General features: G+C 67.4%; 17 protein-coding genes and 1 tRNA gene. 13 read left to right on the plus strand and 5 right to left on the minus strand.

The features are described 5' to 3' along the window. Positions 1–22: 22 nt before the first annotated feature. Together BWQ93_RS01255 and BWQ93_RS01260 are read right to left on the minus strand one after the other, a co-directional pair. Positions 23–1198 (minus strand): glycosyltransferase, encoded by a 1176-nt coding sequence (locus BWQ93_RS01255; RefSeq protein ID WP_077028936.1) that lies wholly within the window; start codon positions 1196–1198, stop codon positions 23–25. Between the two features lie 5 nt (positions 1199–1203). Beyond that, positions 1204–1764 (minus strand): helix-turn-helix domain-containing protein, encoded by a 561-nt coding sequence (locus BWQ93_RS01260; RefSeq protein ID WP_077028937.1) that lies wholly within the window; start codon positions 1762–1764, stop codon positions 1204–1206. Positions 1765–1936: 172 nt separating this feature from the next. On the opposite strand from BWQ93_RS01260, the gene BWQ93_RS01265 reads away from it, so the two are divergent. Beyond that, positions 1937–2347, plus strand: a complete 411-nt coding sequence (locus BWQ93_RS01265) for a DUF6456 domain-containing protein (RefSeq protein ID WP_077032130.1) — start codon at positions 1937–1939, stop codon at positions 2345–2347. A 362-nt stretch (positions 2348–2709) separates the two neighbouring features. Here BWQ93_RS01265 and BWQ93_RS01270 read toward each other — a convergent pair whose 3' ends face one another. After that, a complete protein-coding gene (locus tag BWQ93_RS01270) occupies positions 2710–4488 on the minus strand; it encodes an ABC-F family ATP-binding cassette domain-containing protein (protein WP_077028938.1) in 1779 nt (592 codons plus the stop codon). Between the two features lie 133 nt (positions 4489–4621). Between BWQ93_RS01270 and BWQ93_RS01275 the strand changes: the two genes are divergently transcribed. Continuing rightward, positions 4622–5371, plus strand: coding sequence for an SIMPL domain-containing protein (locus BWQ93_RS01275; protein ID WP_156878078.1), 750 nt, complete (start codon positions 4622–4624; stop codon positions 5369–5371). A gap of 129 nt (positions 5372–5500) precedes the next feature. Here the strand turns inward: BWQ93_RS01275 and BWQ93_RS01280 are convergent, their stop codons facing one another. Continuing rightward, positions 5501–6178, minus strand: a complete 678-nt coding sequence (locus BWQ93_RS01280; RefSeq protein WP_232314702.1) for a prolyl hydroxylase family protein — start codon at positions 6176–6178, stop codon at positions 5501–5503. 102 nt (positions 6179–6280) lie between these two features. Here BWQ93_RS01280 and BWQ93_RS01285 point away from each other — a divergent pair. From BWQ93_RS01285 to BWQ93_RS01295, 3 genes are all read left to right on the plus strand, one after another. After that, positions 6281–6357 (plus strand) — tRNA-His (locus tag BWQ93_RS01285). A gap of 98 nt (positions 6358–6455) precedes the next feature. Next, positions 6456–7505, plus strand: coding sequence for a Glu/Leu/Phe/Val family dehydrogenase (locus BWQ93_RS01290; protein WP_077028939.1), 1050 nt, complete (start codon positions 6456–6458; stop codon positions 7503–7505). A gap of 171 nt (positions 7506–7676) precedes the next feature. Then, the gene (locus BWQ93_RS01295; RefSeq protein ID WP_077028940.1) at positions 7677–8030 is read left to right on the plus strand and encodes a YbaN family protein; all 354 of its coding nucleotides are present in this window, start codon (positions 7677–7679) and stop codon (positions 8028–8030) included. 36 nt (positions 8031–8066) lie between these two features. Here BWQ93_RS01295 and BWQ93_RS01300 read toward each other — a convergent pair whose 3' ends face one another. Further along, on the minus strand, positions 8067–10709 hold the full coding sequence (locus BWQ93_RS01300) for a TonB-dependent receptor plug domain-containing protein (protein WP_077028941.1): 2643 nt from the start codon (positions 10707–10709) through the stop codon (positions 8067–8069). Between the two features lie 288 nt (positions 10710–10997). Between BWQ93_RS01300 and ccmC the strand changes: the two genes are divergently transcribed. The 8 genes from ccmC to BWQ93_RS01340 all read left to right on the plus strand — a co-directional run bounded on the left by ccmC (position 10998) and on the right by BWQ93_RS01340 (position 18018). Further along, positions 10998–11732, plus strand: coding sequence for a heme ABC transporter permease CcmC (gene ccmC, locus BWQ93_RS01305; protein WP_077028942.1), 735 nt, complete (start codon positions 10998–11000; stop codon positions 11730–11732). Positions 11733–11735: 3 nt separating this feature from the next. Continuing rightward, positions 11736–11891: a heme exporter protein CcmD gene (locus tag BWQ93_RS01310; protein ID WP_077028943.1), complete on the plus strand. Its 156-nt coding sequence runs from the start codon at positions 11736–11738 to the stop codon at positions 11889–11891. Continuing rightward, on the plus strand, positions 11888–12328 hold the full coding sequence (gene ccmE / locus BWQ93_RS01315; protein ID WP_077028944.1) for a cytochrome c maturation protein CcmE: 441 nt from the start codon (positions 11888–11890) through the stop codon (positions 12326–12328). The genes BWQ93_RS01310 and ccmE overlap by 4 nt, the downstream gene beginning before the upstream one ends. Before the next feature lie 106 nt (positions 12329–12434). Next, on the plus strand, positions 12435–14399 hold the full coding sequence (locus tag BWQ93_RS01320) for a heme lyase CcmF/NrfE family subunit (protein ID WP_077028945.1): 1965 nt from the start codon (positions 12435–12437) through the stop codon (positions 14397–14399). Beyond that, positions 14396–14926 (plus strand): DsbE family thiol:disulfide interchange protein, encoded by a 531-nt coding sequence (locus BWQ93_RS01325; protein ID WP_077028946.1) that lies wholly within the window; start codon positions 14396–14398, stop codon positions 14924–14926. The genes BWQ93_RS01320 and BWQ93_RS01325 overlap by 4 nt, the downstream gene beginning before the upstream one ends. A gap of 2 nt (positions 14927–14928) precedes the next feature. Beyond that, positions 14929–15357 carry a cytochrome c-type biogenesis protein gene (locus BWQ93_RS01330; protein ID WP_077032133.1) on the plus strand — a complete coding sequence of 143 codons (429 nt, stop codon included), beginning with the start codon at positions 14929–14931 and terminating at the stop codon, positions 15355–15357. Then, positions 15354–16013 (plus strand): tetratricopeptide repeat protein, encoded by a 660-nt coding sequence (locus tag BWQ93_RS01335; RefSeq protein ID WP_077028947.1) that lies wholly within the window; start codon positions 15354–15356, stop codon positions 16011–16013. Before BWQ93_RS01330 ends, BWQ93_RS01335 begins: the two co-directional genes overlap by 4 nt. Positions 16014–16056: 43 nt before the next feature. Beyond that, positions 16057–18018 carry a potassium transporter Kup gene (locus BWQ93_RS01340; protein ID WP_077028948.1) on the plus strand — a complete coding sequence of 654 codons (1962 nt, stop codon included), beginning with the start codon at positions 16057–16059 and terminating at the stop codon, positions 18016–18018. Positions 18019–18025: the final 7 nt, after the last annotated feature.

Raw genomic sequence — 18025 nt, forward strand, 5'->3', positions numbered from 1 at the left:
GTGAGGGGGGCTTCGGCTCCCCTTATTTTTGCGCGCAGCGGCGGAGATGCTCGGCGAGTTCGCGGCCGTTGCGGTCCCAGTCGAAGCGGCCGGCGAGCGTCGCGGCGACGTCGGCGGGGGCGGGCGGCGCGGCGAGAATCTCCTGCACCGCCGCGGCGATGGCGGGCGCGGTGCGCGGGGCAATGCGACCGGCGACGGGCGAAGTGACGAGTTCGGCGGCGCCGCCGGCATCGCTGATCACGATCGGGGTGCCGCAGGCGAGCGCCTCGACCCAGGCGTTGGCGAGGCCTTCGCTGGCCGAGGGCATGACGACGATATCGGCGGCGCGGTAGAGCTGCGGCAGGTCGGCATTGGCGACGGAGCCGAGGAAGTGGACGCGGTCGGCGACGCCGAGTTTGGCGGCGAGCGCGCGGTAGCGGCCTTCCTCTTCGCCCGCGCCGGCAAGCCAGTAATGGACGCCGGGGAGCGCGGGGATGGCTTCGATCACCAGCGCCTGTCCCTTGCGCGGGATGAGCGCGCCGACGGTGAGGATCGCGGGCGCTTCGCCCATGCCGAGCGCGACGCGCGCGGCGGCGCGGTCGCCGGGATGGAAACGCGCGGTGTCGATGCCGGTGTAGTGGACCGCGATCTTCTGCGCGTCGATGCCGATGGCGGCCATATCGCGGCGCATCGCGTCGGAGACGGCGAGCAGGCCCGCGGCCTTGTCGGCGGCTTCGAGCAACTGCGGTGCGGTGGCGGGGGCGTGGCCGAAATGGCTGATGTCGGCGCCGCGTGCCTTGGCGGAGAAGGGGAGACCCAGCGCTTCGGCGACGCGCATTGCAGCGGGGCCATCGGGGTAGAAGAATTGCGCGTCGATCACGTCGGCCGCGGCGGCGCGGGCGATTGGGAGAGTCGCGCGGGCGATGGCGGCAGGGTTGAAGCGCGTGCCGACCGTGGGGATCAAAGTGAAGCGCGGGCGGTGGACGGTGAGGCCGTTCCAATCCTCCGAGCGCGGGAGGCTGCGCCGCGCGCGGTAGTGCGGGTGGAGCGAGAGCGGGAAGGGGGGGAGGCCGACGGGCGCGACGACGGTGAGGGCGATCCCGGGCTGCGCGGCGAGCGAACGCAGGCTCTTTTCGACGAAGAGGCCGAAGTTCGGATGCGCGGCATCGGGGAAGAGCGTCGCGATGCTGAGGACGCTGAGGGGCGTGTCGGCGGGCACTTGGCTCAGAGGCTGCGGATCAATCGCACCGCGACCGCGGCCCAGGGCGGGTTGCTAACGACCTGCTGCCGCTGCCCGACCCCGAGCGGGAGCAGGTGCAGTTTCTCGCCGTCGACGTTGAGCAGGCGCGCGAAGAAGAAGCGGCCTGCGGGGCGCGGGACGAGCAGGTCGCGGTTGAGCGCGCCCGCCCAGTCGCCCTCGATGCGTCGGCACCAGATTTCGTCGCCCGCGCGATAATCGCCGATCGACGAGGTCACGCGCACCGCGACCATATCCTCGCCCGGGCGCGCGGTGAGCGCCTGCTCGACGCGCGTCGGCGCCTCGACCCCGTCGGCGCCGAGCAGCGCGGTGACGGTGAGCTGGGTGTCCTGCGGCAGTTGCACGAGCTCGGCGGCGTCGACGCCGAGCGCCTTGGCGATGCGGTTCATCCAGCCCAGCGACAGCGTGCGCGTGCCCGTCTCGAGGCGGCCGATCGTCTGCGCGGTGGTCGGCGGGTCGCAGCGTTGCGCCACATCTTCGAGGGTCAGGCGCTTGGCGCGGCGCACGGCGCGGATGCTGTTGATCATGGCGAACCTATCATGCAATTTTTCCGATAACCAAATCGGTTTCTTCTTTCCTAAAAAATAATCCACTGTCAAGCCGCTTCTCCAATCAGAGGAGAATCTTATGGCCGGCCCCCGACTCGAAACGCGCATCCACCCCGACGACCGGCTCGATCCGGGCAATACGGGGCCGCAGATGATGCGCCACGTCAGCGTCAATGTCGCTGAAAGTCCGATCGCCTGGCTCGCCGCGCGCGGCCATCTGAGCGCGGCGCAGCTCGGCGCGGGCGAGCGGCTGCGCGCCGATTACGAGCGCGCGGGGCTCGCGGCGCGGGTGACGATGCGCTGGGACGCCGCGGCGCCGGCCAAGACGCGCGGCGGCGCGAAGGCAGCCGATGCGTCGCTGGCGCGGATCGACGCGCGCCGGCGCTTTCACGCCGCGCTCGACGCAGCGGGGCCGGGGCTGGCCGACATCTGCTGGCGTGTGATCTGCGCGGGCGAGGGGATCGGCTGCGCCGAGAAAGGGCTGGGGTGGCCGGCGCGGTCGGGGAAGCTGGTGCTGGGGCTGGCGCTCGACCGGCTGGCGCGGTTTTACGGGACGGGGTGACGCTGCCGCAGACTAAATAATATTCGCGCAGAGGCGCAGAGGCCGCGGAGAGGATGGCCCTTCGTCTCTGCGGCCTCTGCGCCTCTGCGCGCATTAAATTTGCATGGCGTAATTCGGCGGGTTTCGGGCGGGAGCTGACAAGAGCGATCCTCCCTCAACGGGGGGGGGGGACCACCCGAAGGGTGGTGGAGGGGCACGTGAGGTTTGCGCAGCGCCAAACCGACAAGCCACCCATTTCCGGTAACGTATCTGTGATGCGTTCCGGTAAACCGCCTGTGCCCCTCCACCAGCTTCGCTGGTCCCCCTCCCCGTGCCGGGGGGGATCGGTGATGGCCGCTCGCCACCCTAAAGCGGACGGTGGGTTATCCCAATGCCTCGACGGCCTCGGCCAGTTCCAGCCAGCGGTCCTCGGCCGCGGCCTTTTCGGCGCGCAGCGCTTCGAGCTTGCCCGTCAGCGCAGTGAAGCGCGCATGGTCGCGCACGAAGAGGTCGCCGTCGGAGAGATCGGTTTCGATACCGGCCATTTCCGTTTCGATTTTCTCTATCCGCGTGGGAAGCAGGTCGTAGTCGCGCTGGTCCTTGTAGCTCAGCTTCTTGCGCGCCTGCGGAGGCGGCGGGGGGGCTTCTGCCGAAGCCGACTTTGCCTTGGCGGCGTTCGGCTTCGTACGCTTCGCTTCCCAGTCGGCATAGCCGCCGGCGACAATGTCGACCTTGCCCGATCCGTCGAGGCCGAGCGTCACGGTGACGGTGCGGTCAAGGAAGTCGCGGTCGTGGCTGACGAGGAGGACGGTGCCGGCATAGTCGGCGATGACCTCCTGCAGGAGGTCGAGCGTTTCGAGGTCGAGGTCGTTGGTCGGCTCGTCGAGGACGAGGAGGTTCGATTCGCGGGCGAATTCGCGCGCGAGCAGGAGCCGCGAGCGCTCGCCGCCCGAGAGCGCGCCGACGCTGGCCTCGACGACGCCGGGGTCGAAGAGGAATTCCTTGAGATAGCCCTGGATATGCTTCTTGACGCCGCGCACCTCTACCCAGTCGCCGCCGTCGGCGAGGATGTCGCGGACGCGCTTTTCGGGCGACAACAGGCTGCGCTGCTGGTCGATGACGATGCCGTCGAGCGTCGGGGCGAGGGTGATCTTGCCGCTGTCCGGCTCGATCTCGCCGGTGAGCAGCTTGAGCAGGGTCGACTTGCCCGCGCCATTGGCGCCGACGATGCCGATGCGGTCACCGCGCTGGACGCGGAAATCGAAATTCTTGATGATCGCGCGGTCGCCGAAGCTTTTGCTGACATTTTCGGCGACGATGACCGATTTCGAGCGGACGTCGTCGTTGGCGAGGCCCAATTTGGCGACGCCCGGGCCGCCGATCATCGCGGCGCGCGTGGCGCGCATTTCCTTCAATTTCTCGAGTCGGCCCTGGTTGCGCTTGCGGCGCGCGGTGACACCGCGTTCGAGCCAATGCGCCTCGAGCCGGAGCTTGGAGTCGAGGCGCTGCGCGGCGCGGGCTTCCTCGGCGGCGACCGCGTCGCTCCATTCCTCGAAGCCGCCGAAGCCGATCTCCTTGCGGCGGATGCTGCCGCGGTCGAGCCACAGGGTCTGGCGCGTCAGGCGGGTGAGGAAGGTGCGGTCGTGGCTGATCGCGACAAAGGCGCCGGTGTAGCGCGCGAGCCAGCTTTCCAGCCAGTCGATCGCGGCGAGGTCGAGATGGTTGGTCGGCTCGTCGAGCAGCAGTACGTCGGGATTCTGCGCGAGGGCGCGGGCGAGCGCGGCGCGGCGGCGCTCGCCGCCCGAGGCGCTCGCGGCGGTGCGGCTCATGTCGATGCCGAGCTGATCAGCGATCGCCGCGACTTCATGCTCGGGCGGGGCGTCCGTCCCGGCGATGGCGAAATCCATCAGGGTCGCGAAGGGGCGGAAGTCGGGCTCCTGCTCGAGCATCACGACATGGGTGCCGGGGACGATGACGCGCTTGCCCTTGTCGGCGTCGATCTGGCCCGCGAGCAGTTTGAGCAAAGTGGTCTTGCCCGCGCCGTTGCGGCCGATCAGCGCGAGCCGGTCGCGTTCGCCGACATAGATGTCGAGGTCCTGGAACAGCCAGCCGCTGCCCTGCACGAGGCCGAGGCCTTCATAAGATAAGATCGGGGCTGCCATGATGAACGGCTCGCTACGGAGATGTTCAGCATCATGCAAGCGCCGTGGGGGCAAAGGCCGGAACGCACTCGCTCCGTCTGCGTATGGGGCGGGCGTTCATGACGGCCGGGGGTTCCGGTCACAGGAGAAGAAAATGACGAAGCATATGCTCATCGCTATGGCCAGCGCCCTCGCGCTGACGGCGGCCACGCCGGTTCTTGCGCAGCAGCAGGGAGGTTCGACGGTGACGACAGCAAGTGTGCAGGGGCCGATCCTGAGCTTCAGCGTCAACGAGGAGGTGCGCTCGCGCCCCGACCAGGCGACCGTCGGCGCCGGGGTGCAGACCACCGCGCCGACCGCGGTCGAGGCGATGCGCCTGAACGCCGCGGCGATGGACAAGCTAATCGCCGCCGCCAAGGCGCGCGGGATCAAGGCGGAGGATATCCAGACGAGCGGCATCAACCTGTCGCCGCAGTACGACTATAATAATCAGGGCAACGGCCAGCCGCCGCGCTTCATCGGCTATCAGGTGAACAACAGCGTGCGCGCGACGACGCCCAAGATTGGCGATATCGGCCCGCTGCTCGACGCGCTGGTCGCGGCGGGCGGCACCAACATCGAGGGACCGTGGTTCGGCATGAAGGACGCCGAGGCGCAGCTGGTCGGCGCGCGCGGCGCGGCGATCAAGGAAGCCGAAGCCAAGGCGGCCGATTATGCGCGGCTCGCGGGTTTCCGCGGCGCCGAGCTGGTGTCGATCAGCGAGGGCGGCAGCTACGCGAGCCCGCCGCCGCCGATGCCGCCGATGGTGCGCCTGCAGGCGATGGACGCCAAGGCGACCCCGGTCGAGCCGGGCCAGGTGTCGAACACGCTGACGCTGAGTTTCCAGTATCGGTTGGTGAGGTAATTCCAGGCGAGGGGTCGGTGAGAGCCGACCCCTCTTTCCGTTCGTGTCGAGCGAAGTCGAGACACCATGCGGAGCGCGCGCCTTCGCGTGTCTCGACTTCGCTCGACACGAACGGGTTTTTGTGGGGCTTTAATCCAATTCCCCCTCCGCCCACGGCCACGGCCGTTCGCGGAACCATTTGGTGATGATATATTTGCGCCCCTTGCGCACCTTCATCCCGTGGTGGAGCGTGTCGTCGTTGGTCGTGCCGTCGGGGCGGACATTGTTCCAGGCGAGCAATTTGCCGGCCTCGGGCTGGTGCATCTTGCCGGTCGCGAGGAAGCGCGTTGCGCCGCCCGCGGGGGGCGCGTTGAGATAGATCATCAGGGTCCAGCTGCGCTGGCCGGGGATCGCGCAATAGGTCTCCCAGTCGGCGCCGCGCGGGTCGAAGAAGTCGGTGTGCGCCTTGAACTCCTGCCCGACGTCGTAGCGCTGGCCTTGGAGCGGCTCGCCAAAGGGAAGCGGGATGCCGGTGAGCGCGTGGAGCCGGTCGTTGACCGCGCGCACCACCGGGTCGCGGTGGTCGAGGTCGCAGGTGGTGCTGGTACGGAAAGCCTCATCGCCATTGGGATCGGCGATCGTCGAGGGGCGGACATCGCGGTCGATCTGCTCGATCAGCGCGGCGCAGGTCGCGGCGTCGAGGAAGTTCGACAGCATATATTGCTGCAGCTTCGGGGTCGGCGCGCGGCGGATGCCGGGCACGGCGGCGAGCCGCTCGGCGGTTCGGTCGGCGCCCGATGTGGCCATATCGACGATCTTGTCGGTCATAAGGCGCTTTTAAGCGGCAGATGTGACACGAACAATGCTTGACGAACCGGCACACACGCGCCTATCGCCGCGCGCTGTCGAGGCGGTTTCGCCCGGCGTGTGGCGACCATAGCTCAGTTGGTTAGAGCGCCGGTTTGTGGTACCGGAGGTCGCGGGTTCGAGCCCCGTTGGTCGCCCCATTTTTCCTGTCATCGCGCCCAAGCGCTTTAGGGGTGACTCGCCGCACTCGTTGCATTATTGCGTTTCTACGTAATTTTCTAACGCTGAGGAGTCGCGCATGTCTGCTGTCTGGGATTTCGCCGATTTCGACGATCATGAGCATGTCCACATGTTCCGCGATCGCGCCAGCGGGCTGACCGCGGTGATCGCGGTCCACTCGACCCACCTCGGCCCCGGCGCCGGCGGCGTGCGTTACTGGCATTACCCGCAGCGTAAGGCCGCGATCACCGACGCGCTGCGCCTGTCGCGCGGCATGAGCTACAAAAATGCGATGGCTGGCCTGCCGATGGGCGGCGGCAAGGGCGTCATCCTGGCCGACGAGGGCGTCGAGAAGACCCCCGAACTGCTCGCGGCGTTCGGGCGCGCGGTCGATTCGCTGGGCGGCGCTTATGTCACCGCCGAAGATGTCGGCATGTCCGTCGCCGACATGGTCACGATTTCCCGCCACACCAAGCATGTCAGCGGCCTGCCCGTGGCGAGCGGCGAAGTCGGCGGCGACCCCGGGCCGCAGACCGCGCTCGGCGTCTATCTGGGTATCCTCGCCGCGATCAAGCAGGGTCTGGGTACCGACAGTGCCAAGGGCGTCCACGTCGCGATCCAGGGTGTGGGCAGCGTCGGCGGCGGCGTCGCGCGGCGGCTGGCCGCCGATGGCGCGATCCTGACGCTGGCCGACGTCAATCTGGCGCGCGCCAAGGCGCTCGCCGACGAACTGGGCGCCGAGCTCGCCGATTCGGCGGCGATCATGGAGATCGAAGCCGATGTGCTGAGCCCCAATGCGCTCGGCGCGATCCTGACCGAAGAGAGCATTGCAAAGCTTCGCGTGCCGATCGTCGCGGGCGGGGCGAACAACCAGCTCGCGACCGCGGCCGACGGTCAGCGCGTTCACGACCGCGACATCGTCTATGCCCCCGATTATGTGATCAACGCGGGCGGTATCATCAACGTCGCGCTCGAATATCTGGGGCAGGGCAGCCGCGAAGAGGTCGAAGGCCGGATCCACCAGATTCCCGGGCGACTTGCCGATATCTGGGCTGCGAGCAAGACGAGCGGAACACCAGCGTCGGTGGTGGCGGACCGGATGGCGCAGAAATTGATCGGGCGGGGTTAGGTTTCACAGCTTACCCAAATCCGTTTGTGCTGAGCTTGTCGAAGCACCGTCCTTCCATTGCGACGCCGAAAGAAAGGACGGCCCTTCGACAAGCTCAGGGCGAACGGAGGCGAGATGGCCTTTGGGCGCAAAAGCTGGCGCGTCCCTGAATTTCCGCTAAGCCAGCCTCGCATGAAGCGGCATTTCTACCTCGTCTGCGGCTGGCTGTCGCTCGCGCTCGGCGCGATTGGCGCCTTTCTTCCTTTACTGCCGACGGTGCCGTTCGTGATCCTCGCCGCCTTCTGCTTCGCCCGCTCGTCGCCGCGGCTCGAGGCTTGTCTAGTGAATCACGCGACCTTCGGCCCGCATATCACTGCGTGGCGCGAGAAGGGCGCGATCAGCCGCAAGGGCAAGGTCGCGGCGAGCGTCATGTTCGCGGCGAGCATCGTGCTGGCCCTGCTCTTTGCGCCCTGGCCGTGGATGATGGTGCCGGTCGTCGTCGCGGCGGTGACGGGGACGTGGATATGGACAAGGCCGGAAGCTTAGCTTCCGGCCTTGCCGTTTTCCCAATGTTTCAGCGGCTTAGAAGTCGACCGAGATGCGTCCGTAGACGAAGCGGCCGTTGAAGCCGAAGGGCGACTGCGAGCTGTACGGCAGGAAGGCGTTGTTGAAGCCGTAATTGACGCCGTCGACGGTGCCGAAGGGCAGGCGGTCGGGATAGACGTCGAACACATTGTTTGCGCCGATCGCGATCTGCAGCGCTTCGAGCGGCTTGATGCGCAGCTCGACGTCGGTGACCCATTTGGGCGACAGGAAGATGTCGCCCGGCACCTCGCCCGGGGCGAGATCGATATTATTATTGTTCGCGGCGGTCGAGAAGCTGCTGGGCAGGAACACCTCGCCATAGCGGTTGGTGCGCAGCGTCAGCCCGACCATGTCATAATCCCAGTCGAGGCTGACGTTGAGCTTGTCCTGCGGCTGGCCGTCGGTCAGGCGGTAGCTTTCCTGCCGCGCGAACAGGCGCTGCGCGGTGAAGCCCGAGAAGGTCCGGCGGTCGGTGATCTTGGTGTTGTTGAGGTTGAAGCCCGCGCTGAGCCGGAAATTGCCCAAACCGAAATCGGGAAGGCGATAGGAGGCGACGATGTCGAGCCCTTCGGTCTTCGTGTCGATGCCGTTGATGAAGAAGCGCGCCGAGCTGACCCCGGTGATGCCCGCCGCGGTCAGCGTGGCGACGATGTCGGCGCCCTGCAGATTCTCGGTCAGCGTGATGCGGTCCTTGATCTTGATATTGTAATAGTCGGCGGTGATGCTGAGCCCGTCGATCATCGTGAAGCTGACGCCGCCGCCGAAGTTGAGCGACTTTTCGGGTTCGAGCGGTTCGGCCCCGAGCGCGACGGCGACCGGCGAGCTGACGGGGAAGGTCCCGATTTCGATCAGCACGCCGCCGACATTGTTGGTCGAGGTGGTCTGGAAGGATTGCTGCGCGAGGCTGGGCGCGCGGAAACCCGTCGACACCGAGCCGCGCAGCGCGAGCCCGTCGATCGGTTCGAAGCGCGCCGCGGCTTTGCCGTTGACCGTATCGCCGAAGTCGCTGAAATGTTCGTAGCGGCCGGCGAGCTGGACGGTGAACATGTCGCTGAGATCGGCGTCGATTTCGGCATAGCCCGCGAAGCTGTCGCGCGACACGTCGGTCGCGTTGCTGGGGCGGAAGCCAGGGAAGACCTGTGACCCGCCCGCGGCGCCGAAGGGCGCCGAGGAGAAGGGGCCGTTGATCCAGCTCTGTTCCTCGCCGGGGACGATCTTGTAGTTCTCGTTGCGCCATTCGCCGCCGAAGGCGAGCGAGACGCTGTTCCCGATCCCGATGTCGATGTCGCGGCGGACGTCGAGGTTGACCGAGGTCTGGCCCGAGCGCAGGCCGCCCGCGTTGAACTTGCGGTTGCTGTTGAGCCCGCCGAGCGAGGTGTTGACGCTGTTCGACACGCCATAGTCCAGCCGGTTCGAACCATAGACGAGCGAGAGGTCGTAATCCCACGCGCCGATGTCGCCGCGGATCCCCGCCGCGGCCGAAATGTCGCGAATCTCGCTTTCGATGATCGGCAGGAAGCCGTCGGCGTAGATCGGAACGAAGCTGGTGGTCGAGGCCGACCAGTCCTGGTTGCGGATGTCGAGCGAGCGGCGATAGAAGCCCGCGCCGTTGCCGTCGCGGACGCCGTAGCTGCCGAAGGTGTAGAATTCGATCGCTTCGGAGAGGTCGAAGCCGGCGTTAACGAAGAAGTTCATATCCTTCGATTCGCCGTCGCCATAGCGGTGCCAATAGCGGTCGAGCGTCGTTTCGCGCGGATCGCCCGCCGCGAAATAATTGCGCCGGATGTCGGGGCCCGAGCGGTTGGTGGGCGAGCGGTCCTTATATTCGGCGGTGAAGTTCAGATAGCCGGTTCCGCTGATCGGCAGGCCGATGTTGGTCGCGAAGGTATAGGTGTCGCCGTCGTTCCGCTTGCGGTCCTTGCCCGTGTAGGTGATCACCGGATTGTCGCCGCCGGTCACGGCGAAGAAACCGTTCGAGCCGATCGCGAAGGTCGGGTTGGTGAGCGTCGGCGCGACCGACGCGACCTGATCCACATCCTCCATCCGGGTGATATATTTGCCGTAGGAGACCTGCGCCCGCCCGCCGACGCTGCGTTTCAGCTGGACGTTGATCACCCCCGCGATGGCGTCGGAGCCATAGAGCGACGAGGCGCCGTCGCGCAGCACTTCGATCCGTTCGATCGCGAGCGGCGGGATGGTGTTCAGGTCGACCGCGGTCGAACCGCGCCCGACCGAGCCGTTGAGGTTGATCAGCGACGATTGGTGGCGCCGCTTGCCGTTTACGAGCACGAGCACCTGGTCGGGGGCGAGGCCGCGCAGCGTTGCCGGGCGCAGCGAGTCGGTGCCGTCGGTCAGCGAGGGCTGCGGGAAATTGAACGAGGGGACGAGCTGATTGAGCAGCTTGTTCGTTTCGGTGGTGCCGCTGTTCTGGAGCGCGTCGCCGCCGATGACGTCGATCGGCACGGTGCTGTCGGCGACGGTGCGATCGGTGCGGCGCGTGCCAATGACGACGATCGTGTTGCTGTCGGCGTCGGCGGCATCGTCGACCGCGGCGTCCTGGGCGAGGACCGGGGCGGACCAGACGGTCGCGGCGAGAGCGGCGGCGAGGGCGAGCGCGGAGATTTTGTTGGTATTGGGCATGATGTGCAGTCCCCTTTTTTGCGGACCCGGCGGCCCGGTGCGAGGAGGATTGACTCTAAGACGCTGTCCCGCCAGCCAAAAGCGACCGGCGGGGCGGGGTTTGTTACATTTTTGCTGCGTTTGTTGTAATTTAGTCACGTTGCCGCCCGCGGCGGCGGGCATGCGGTGGCGAGGCTGGCGACGAGACTTGACCTCGCCAGCAAGGCACGCGACAGAAGCGCCGCCGGGTCGCGCCGGGCAATTCACTGGACCGATATATCGGCCTCCCCTAAAGACGACGCGAAACCGATGCACGCTTACGCCAATCCCACCCGTTTCCTCGCGATTGCGAAGCCGCTGACGCCGTGGCTGCTCGGCGCCGGGCTGCTGCTTGTGCTGGGGGGCGCCTTTGCCGGGCTGACGGAGGTGCCGGGCGATTACAAGCAGGGCGAGACCGCGCGCATATTGTACGTCCATGTGCCGTCGGCGTGGCTCGGCATGGGCGGCTGGACGAGCCTTGCGGTCGCGGGGCTGGTGCAGTTGGTGTGGCGCCATCCGCTCGCGGGCATCGCGGCGCGCGCAATCGCGGTGCCGGGCATGCTGTTCACCGCGCTGTGCCTCGCGACCGGGTCGATCTGGGGCAAGCCGACCTGGGGGACCTGGTGGGAATGGGACGGACGGATGACCTCGATGCTGGTCCTGCTGTTCCTTTATGCCGGCTTCATCGCGCTGACGAGCGGCGATGAGGGGCAAAGGCAGGGCGGCTCGCTCTCGCGCGGCGCGGCGATCTACGCGCTGGTCGGCGCGATCAACATCCCAATCATCAACCGCAGCGTCATATGGTGGAACAGCCTGCACCAGGGGCCGAGCATCACGCTGCGCGGATCGAGCATCGACGGCGCGCTGCTGTGGCCTTTGGGCTTGACCGTGCTGGGTTTTTCCTTGCTGTTCGGCGCCATCGTGCTGATGCGGATGCGGCGGATCATCGCCGACAACCGCGTCGCGGCGCGGCTGCGGCGGCTTGCCGACGACGAGGGGAGTTGACGCGTGACGGGGGTGATCAGCGGGGGTGGCCAATGGGCCTATGTCGTGGCCGCCTATGGGCTGACCGCGCTGCTGACCGGCGCGGTGCTGTGGGCGAGCTGGCGGGCGATGAAGAAAGCCGAAAAGCGCAGCGACGCGCTGCGTAGGGACCGGACATGAAGGCGAAGCATCAACGTTTGATTCTGGCGCTGGTCGCGGTCGTGGGGATCGCGGGTGCGGGCGTGCTCGGCGCGAGCGCGCTGCGCGACGAGGCGGCCTATTTCCGCACTCCGGCCGAGGTCAAGGTGGGCAAGGCGCAAGTCGGCGAGCCGATGCGGCTGGGCGGCATGGTCGCCGCGGGCAGCATCGTGCGCCAGCCCGACGGGCTGACCATCCGCTTCGTCGCGACCGACGGCAAGGCGTCGGTGCCGGTCGAGTTCAAGGGCATCGTCCCCGACCTGTTCGCCGAGGAAAGCGGCATGGTCGCCGACGGCCGGATGCGCGCCGACGGGACTTTCGTCGCCGACCGCATCTTGGCGAAGCACGACGAGCGCTATATGCCGCCGCAGATGGGCGAGATGCCCGAGGGCGTCGCGAAGATGGCGCCGAAGGTATGAGCAACCGCCATTTCATCGTCATCCCGGCGAAGGCCGGGATCTCACCGGTGCGTATTGACGCTGACGGCGGGACCCCGGCCTTCGCCGGGGTGACGGGGGTTGGGTTGTGATCGCAGAACTCGGTCTGGCCCTGCTGTGGATCGCGGCGGCGCTCGCGTGCCTGTCGCTCGTCGCCGGGATCGTCTTCCTGCGCGGCGGGCCCAAGGATCTGGCGTCGCTGGTACGGCCGGCGAGCGTGGCGCAGGGAGTGCTGACCACCGCGGCCTTCGGTCTGCTGATCGCGCTGTTCGTGCGCTCCGACATGTCGGTCGAGCTGGTCGCGCGCAACAGCAACAGTTTGAAGCCGATGATCTTCAAGATCGCGGGGACGTGGGGCAATCACGAAGGATCGATGCTGTTGTGGCTGATGATCCTGTCGCTGTCGGGGGCGCTGATCGCGATCTTCGAGCGACGGCTGCGCGAGGATACGCTGGTCGCGACCTTGAGCGCGCAGGCGGCGCTGAGCCTGGGTTTCTTCGCCTTCCTGCTCTTTTCGTCGAACCCGTTCAACCGCCTGCCCGTCGCGCCGCCCGACGGGCAGGGGCTCAACCCGCTGCTGCAGGACATCGGCTTGGCCTTCCACCCGCCGACGCTCTACGTCGGTTATGTCGGGCTGTCCGTGGCGTTTAGCTTCGCCGTCGGCGCGCTGATCACGCGCGAGATCGGGCCGGCCTTTGCGCGTGCGATGCGCCCGTGGGTGCTGTTCAGCTGGATTTTCCTGACGCTCGGCATCACCGCGGGCAGCTATTGGGCCTATTACGAGCTCGGCTGGGGCGGCTGGTGGTTCTGGGACCCGGTCGAGAATGTCTCGCTGATTCCCTGGCTCGCGGGCGCGGCCTTGCTCCATTCGGTCGCGGTGACCGCGACGCGCAACGCCTTGCGCGCGTGGACGGTGATGCTGGCGGTGATCGGCTTCTCGATGTCGATGGTCGGCACCTTCATCGTGCGCTCGGGCTTGCTCACCAGCGTGCACAGCTTCGCGGTCGATCCTGAGCGCGGGACCTTCCTGCTGGCGCTGATGGCGATCTATATCGGCGGCGCGCTCACCTTGTTTGCGGTGCGCGCGGGATCGGTCGCCGAGGGCAAGAAATTCGCGCTGATGAGCCGAGAGGGCTCGCTGGTGATCAACAATCTGCTGCTCACGACGATTCTGGCGCTGGTGCTGCTCGGCACGCTCTATCCGATCGTCGCCGAGGCGCTAGGCGAGAAGATTTCGGTCGGTCCGCCCTATTATAACAAGGTCGCGGGGCCACTGGCGCTGATCCTGTGCCTGGTGATGGTCGCGGGGCCGCTGCTGAGGTGGCGCAAGGACGACGGCAAGAAACTCTGGTCGCGGCTGCCGATGGCGGTGTTCGCCGGGGCGGCGGTGCTGTTCGCCCTCATCCTGTTCGGCGGCAAGGTCGGCATCCTGCCGCTGCTGGGCATGACCGTCGCGGGGGTGGTCGCGGTCGCGAGCCTGGCGCCGCTCTGGGGCCGCAACCTTCGCCGCACGCCGCTGCCGACCTGGGGCATGGTGATCGCGCATTTCGGCGTCGCGGTCGCGCTCGCCGGGATGGGCGCCGAAAGCGCCTTCATCAAGGAGAAATTGGTCGCGGCGAAGCCCGGCGACGTGGTCAAGGTCGGCGATTTCGATGTCCAGTTCGAGGGCGTGAAGCCCGTCGCGGGGCCCAATTATACCGCGATCGAGGGCACGTTGGTCGCGACGACGCCGGGCGGCGGATCGCATGTGATGAAGCCCGAATCGCGGATGTTCCCCGGGCTGATGGGCACCGCGCCGACCGAGACCAACGAGGCCGCCCTGCTGACGCGGCCGGGCGGGCAGCTTTATGCTGTGCTGGGCCAGCCGGTGGTCGGTGCCGACGGCGCGGGCCGTTATCAACTGCGCCTCTGGTGGAAGCCGCTGGTGTGGTGGATCTGGCTGGGCGGCGCGCTGATCGCGATCGGCGCGGCGCTGTCGATGCTGGGCCGCGCGCAATTGCTGACGCTGTGGCGCGCGCGCCGGGCGCGCAAGGAAGAAGGTCGCTGGAAATGAAGTCGCGCTGGGTCCTGTTCGTGCCGCTGGCGATCATGGGATTGCTGTTCGGCGCCTTCATCTATCGGCTGACGACGCCCGCCGAGACGCTGATCCAGTCGCAGTGGATCGACAAGCCGATGCCCTTGTTCGACCTGCCGCCCGCGACCGCGGGCGTGGCGGGGCTCAAGAGCAGCCAGCTCGCCGACGGGCGGCCGCGGCTGGTCAATGTCTTTGCCAGCTGGTGCATCCCGTGCCGCGCCGAGGCGCCGCAGCTCGAGGCGCTGAAGCGCGCCGGCGTACCGATCGACGGCATCGCGATCCGCGACCGGCCCGAGGATGTCGCGCAATTCCTCAATGAGTTCGGCAATCCCTTCGACCGGATCGGGTCGGACATGCAGTCGAGCGTGCAGATCGCGCTCGGATCGTCGGGGGTGCCCGAGACCTTCCTGATCGACGGCAAGGGGATCATCCGTGAGCAGATCCAGGGTGTGATCCTCGAGGAGCAGGTGCCCGAGATCATCGCCAAGCTGGAGAAGATGAAGTGACGGTGCGGCGCGCCACGCTGGGCCTGCTGGCGCTGGCGGCGGCGGGGCCGCTCGCGGCGCAGGACCGGCTGCCGCCCGCGCCCTATGCCTATCAGCAGCTCGCCGACCCCGTGCAGGAGGCCAAGGCGAAGCGGCTGATGGAGGAACTGCGCTGCCTGGTCTGCCAGGGCCAGTCGATCGCCGATTCGGATGCGCCGCTGGCGGGCGACATGCGCAACGAAGTGCGCAGCAAGATTGCCGCGGGCGAGAGCCCCGAGGAAATCCGCAGCTGGCTGGTCGCGCGCTATGGCAATTGGGTCGATTACGACCCGCCGTTCGATGCCGCGACCGCCTTCCTGTGGTTCGGGCCCCTGCTGTTCCTCGCGCTCGGCGGCTGGCTGGCCTTCGGGCGCTTCCGGCGCGGCGCCGGCGAAGGGGAGGGCGAGGCATGATCTGGCTGTGGGTCCTGCTCGCCGCGGCGCTGACGATCGGCGGGTTGCTCTTCGTCGGGCGGCTGCCCGCGGCGACGCGGCCGCTCGCGGCGGCCGCAGTGATGCTGGGGCTCGCCGGCTATGCGCTGCAGGGGCATCCGTCGTTGCCGGGGAGGCCCGTAGTCCCGGTCGACAAGCTGGAGGGTTTCGGCGAGCCGATCACCGACCGCCAGCAGGGCATGGCCGACCGCTTCGGCCCGGCGTCGCAGTGGATCGCGGCCTCCGACGGGCAGATGCGGCGCGGGCGCACCGAAAATGCGGCGAAGATGCTGCAGAACGGGCTCGCCAAATATCCCGACAATGTCGATCTGTGGGTCGGCCTCGGCAATGCGCTGGTCGCGCATGGCGGGGGCATGATGTCGCCCGCGGCGGCGCTGGCGTTCGACGAGGCGGCGAAGCGCGACCCGACGCACCCGGGACCGCCGTTCTTCGCCGGGCTGGCGCTGGCGCAGGGCGGCGATCTGAAGGGCGCCGAGGCGGTGTGGAGCGAGCTCTTGGCGCGGAGCCCCGCCGATGCGCCGTGGCGCGCCGACCTCGAGATACGGCTGGCGCAGCTGCGGCAGGCGCTGGGACCGCAGCTGGCGCCGCCGCCCGTCGAAACGCCCGACGCGCCATGATGCACGTGCTTTCCTTTTTCTGCGGCTCGTCTAAAGGCGCGCGATGACTGCTGAGTCGCAACAGGCGGCCGGCGGCGCCGAAAGCGCTGCCCCCAACGCCGCCGACACCGGCCATTACGGCCACGGCCATCAAGGCGACGGCGTGCTGAAGCTCGCCGTTGGCGCGGTCGGCGTAGTGTTCGGCGACATCGGTACCAGCCCGCTCTATGCGTTTCGCGAGACCTTTGCCGGGCACCATCCGATCGAGCCGGACCGGCTGCACATCTATGGCGTGCTGAGCCTGGTCTTCTGGTCGATGATGCTGGTCGTGACCTTCAAATATGTGCTGACGATCATGAAGGCCGACAACAAGGGCGAGGGGGGCAGCCTGGCCCTGCTCGCGCTGATCAGCCGCTCGTCGGAGGGCAAGCGCTGGACCTGGCCGATCGTGCTGCTCGGCGTGTTCGCGACCGCGCTCTTCTATGGCGACTCGATGATCACCCCAGCGATGTCGGTGCTGTCGGCGACCGAAGGCCTCGAATATGTGAACCCAGGCTTTGCGCCCTATATCGTGCCGATCGCGCTCGCGATCCTGATCGCGCTGTTTGCGATCCAGTCGCGCGGGACGGCGAAGGTCGGGGCGCTGTTCGGGCCGATCATGCTCGCCTATTTCGTCATGTTGGCCGCGCTCGGCATCATGCATATCGGCGACAATCCGTGGATCATCGTCGAGACGATCAACCCGATGAACGCGCTGCGTTTCTTCTACATCGACGGTTTCACCGCGTTCATCGCGCTGGGCGCGGTCGTGCTCGCGGTGACGGGGGCCGAGGCGCTCTATGCCGACATGGGGCATTTCGGGCGCAAGCCGATCGGGGTGAGCTGGCTGGTCTTCGTGCTGCCCGCGCTGATGCTCAACTATATGGGGCAGGGCGCGATGGTGCTCGCCGCCGAGGCGGGACCGCGCGCCGAGCTGATCTCCGATCCCTTTTTCCAGATGATGCCCGACATGTGGCGCGTGCCGGTGGTGATCCTGGCGCTGCTCGCGACGATCATCGCGAGCCAGGCGGTGATTTCGGGCGCCTTCTCGCTGACGCAGCAGGCAATCCAGCTGGGCTTCATCCCGCGCCTGCGCGTCGAGCATACCAGCGCGTCGGCGGCGGGGCAGATATATATCCCGGTGGTGAACTGGTTCCTGATGATCATGGTGATCATCCTCGTCCTGTTCTTCGGATCGTCGAGCAACCTCGCCGCGGCCTATGGCATCGCGGTGACGGGGGCGATGTTCATCGACACGTGCCTGCTCAGCGTCGTGCTGTTCACGCTGTGGAAGTGGCCGGCGTGGAAGGCGCTGCCGGTGCTGGCGGTCTTCTTCATCGTCGATGTCGCCTATTTCGGCGCCAATCTGATCAAGGTGCCCGACGGCGGCTGGGTGCCGCTGGCGATCGGGCTCGTCATCTTCACGATGCTCACCACCTGGTCGCGCGGGCGCAAGCTGATGCAGCAGGAAATGGCCGAGGGCGCGATGCCGATCCCGATCTTCGTCAAGTCGGCGGCGAACAGCGCGACGCGCGTGCCGGGGACCGCGGTGTTCATGACCTCGTCCTCCGACGGGGTGCCGCATGCGCTGCTCCACAACCTCAAGCACAACAAGGTGCTCCACGAGCGGATTATCCTGCTGACGATCAAGATCGCCGACGTGCCGTTCGTCGAGGAAAAGAAGCTCTGCCAGCTCGACGGGCTGGGGCAGGGTTTCCACCGGCTGATCCTGAATTACGGCTTCATGCAGCCCGTCGACGTGCCCGCGGCGCTGCACCGCGTCACCGGCTGCGGCGGCGATTTCAAGATGCTTGAGACGAGCTTCTTCCTGTCGCGCCAAACGCTGATCGCGGCGGCGAAGCCCGGCATGCCGATCTGGCGCGAGAAGCTCTTCGCGTGGATGCTGCGCAATTCGGAAAGCGCGATGGAATATTTCCGCCTGCCGACCAACCGCGTGGTCGAACTGGGCAGCCAGGTCGCGATCTGACCCACCG

The organism is Sphingopyxis sp. QXT-31, assembly GCF_001984035.1.
Taxonomy (GTDB): domain Bacteria; phylum Pseudomonadota; class Alphaproteobacteria; order Sphingomonadales; family Sphingomonadaceae; genus Sphingopyxis.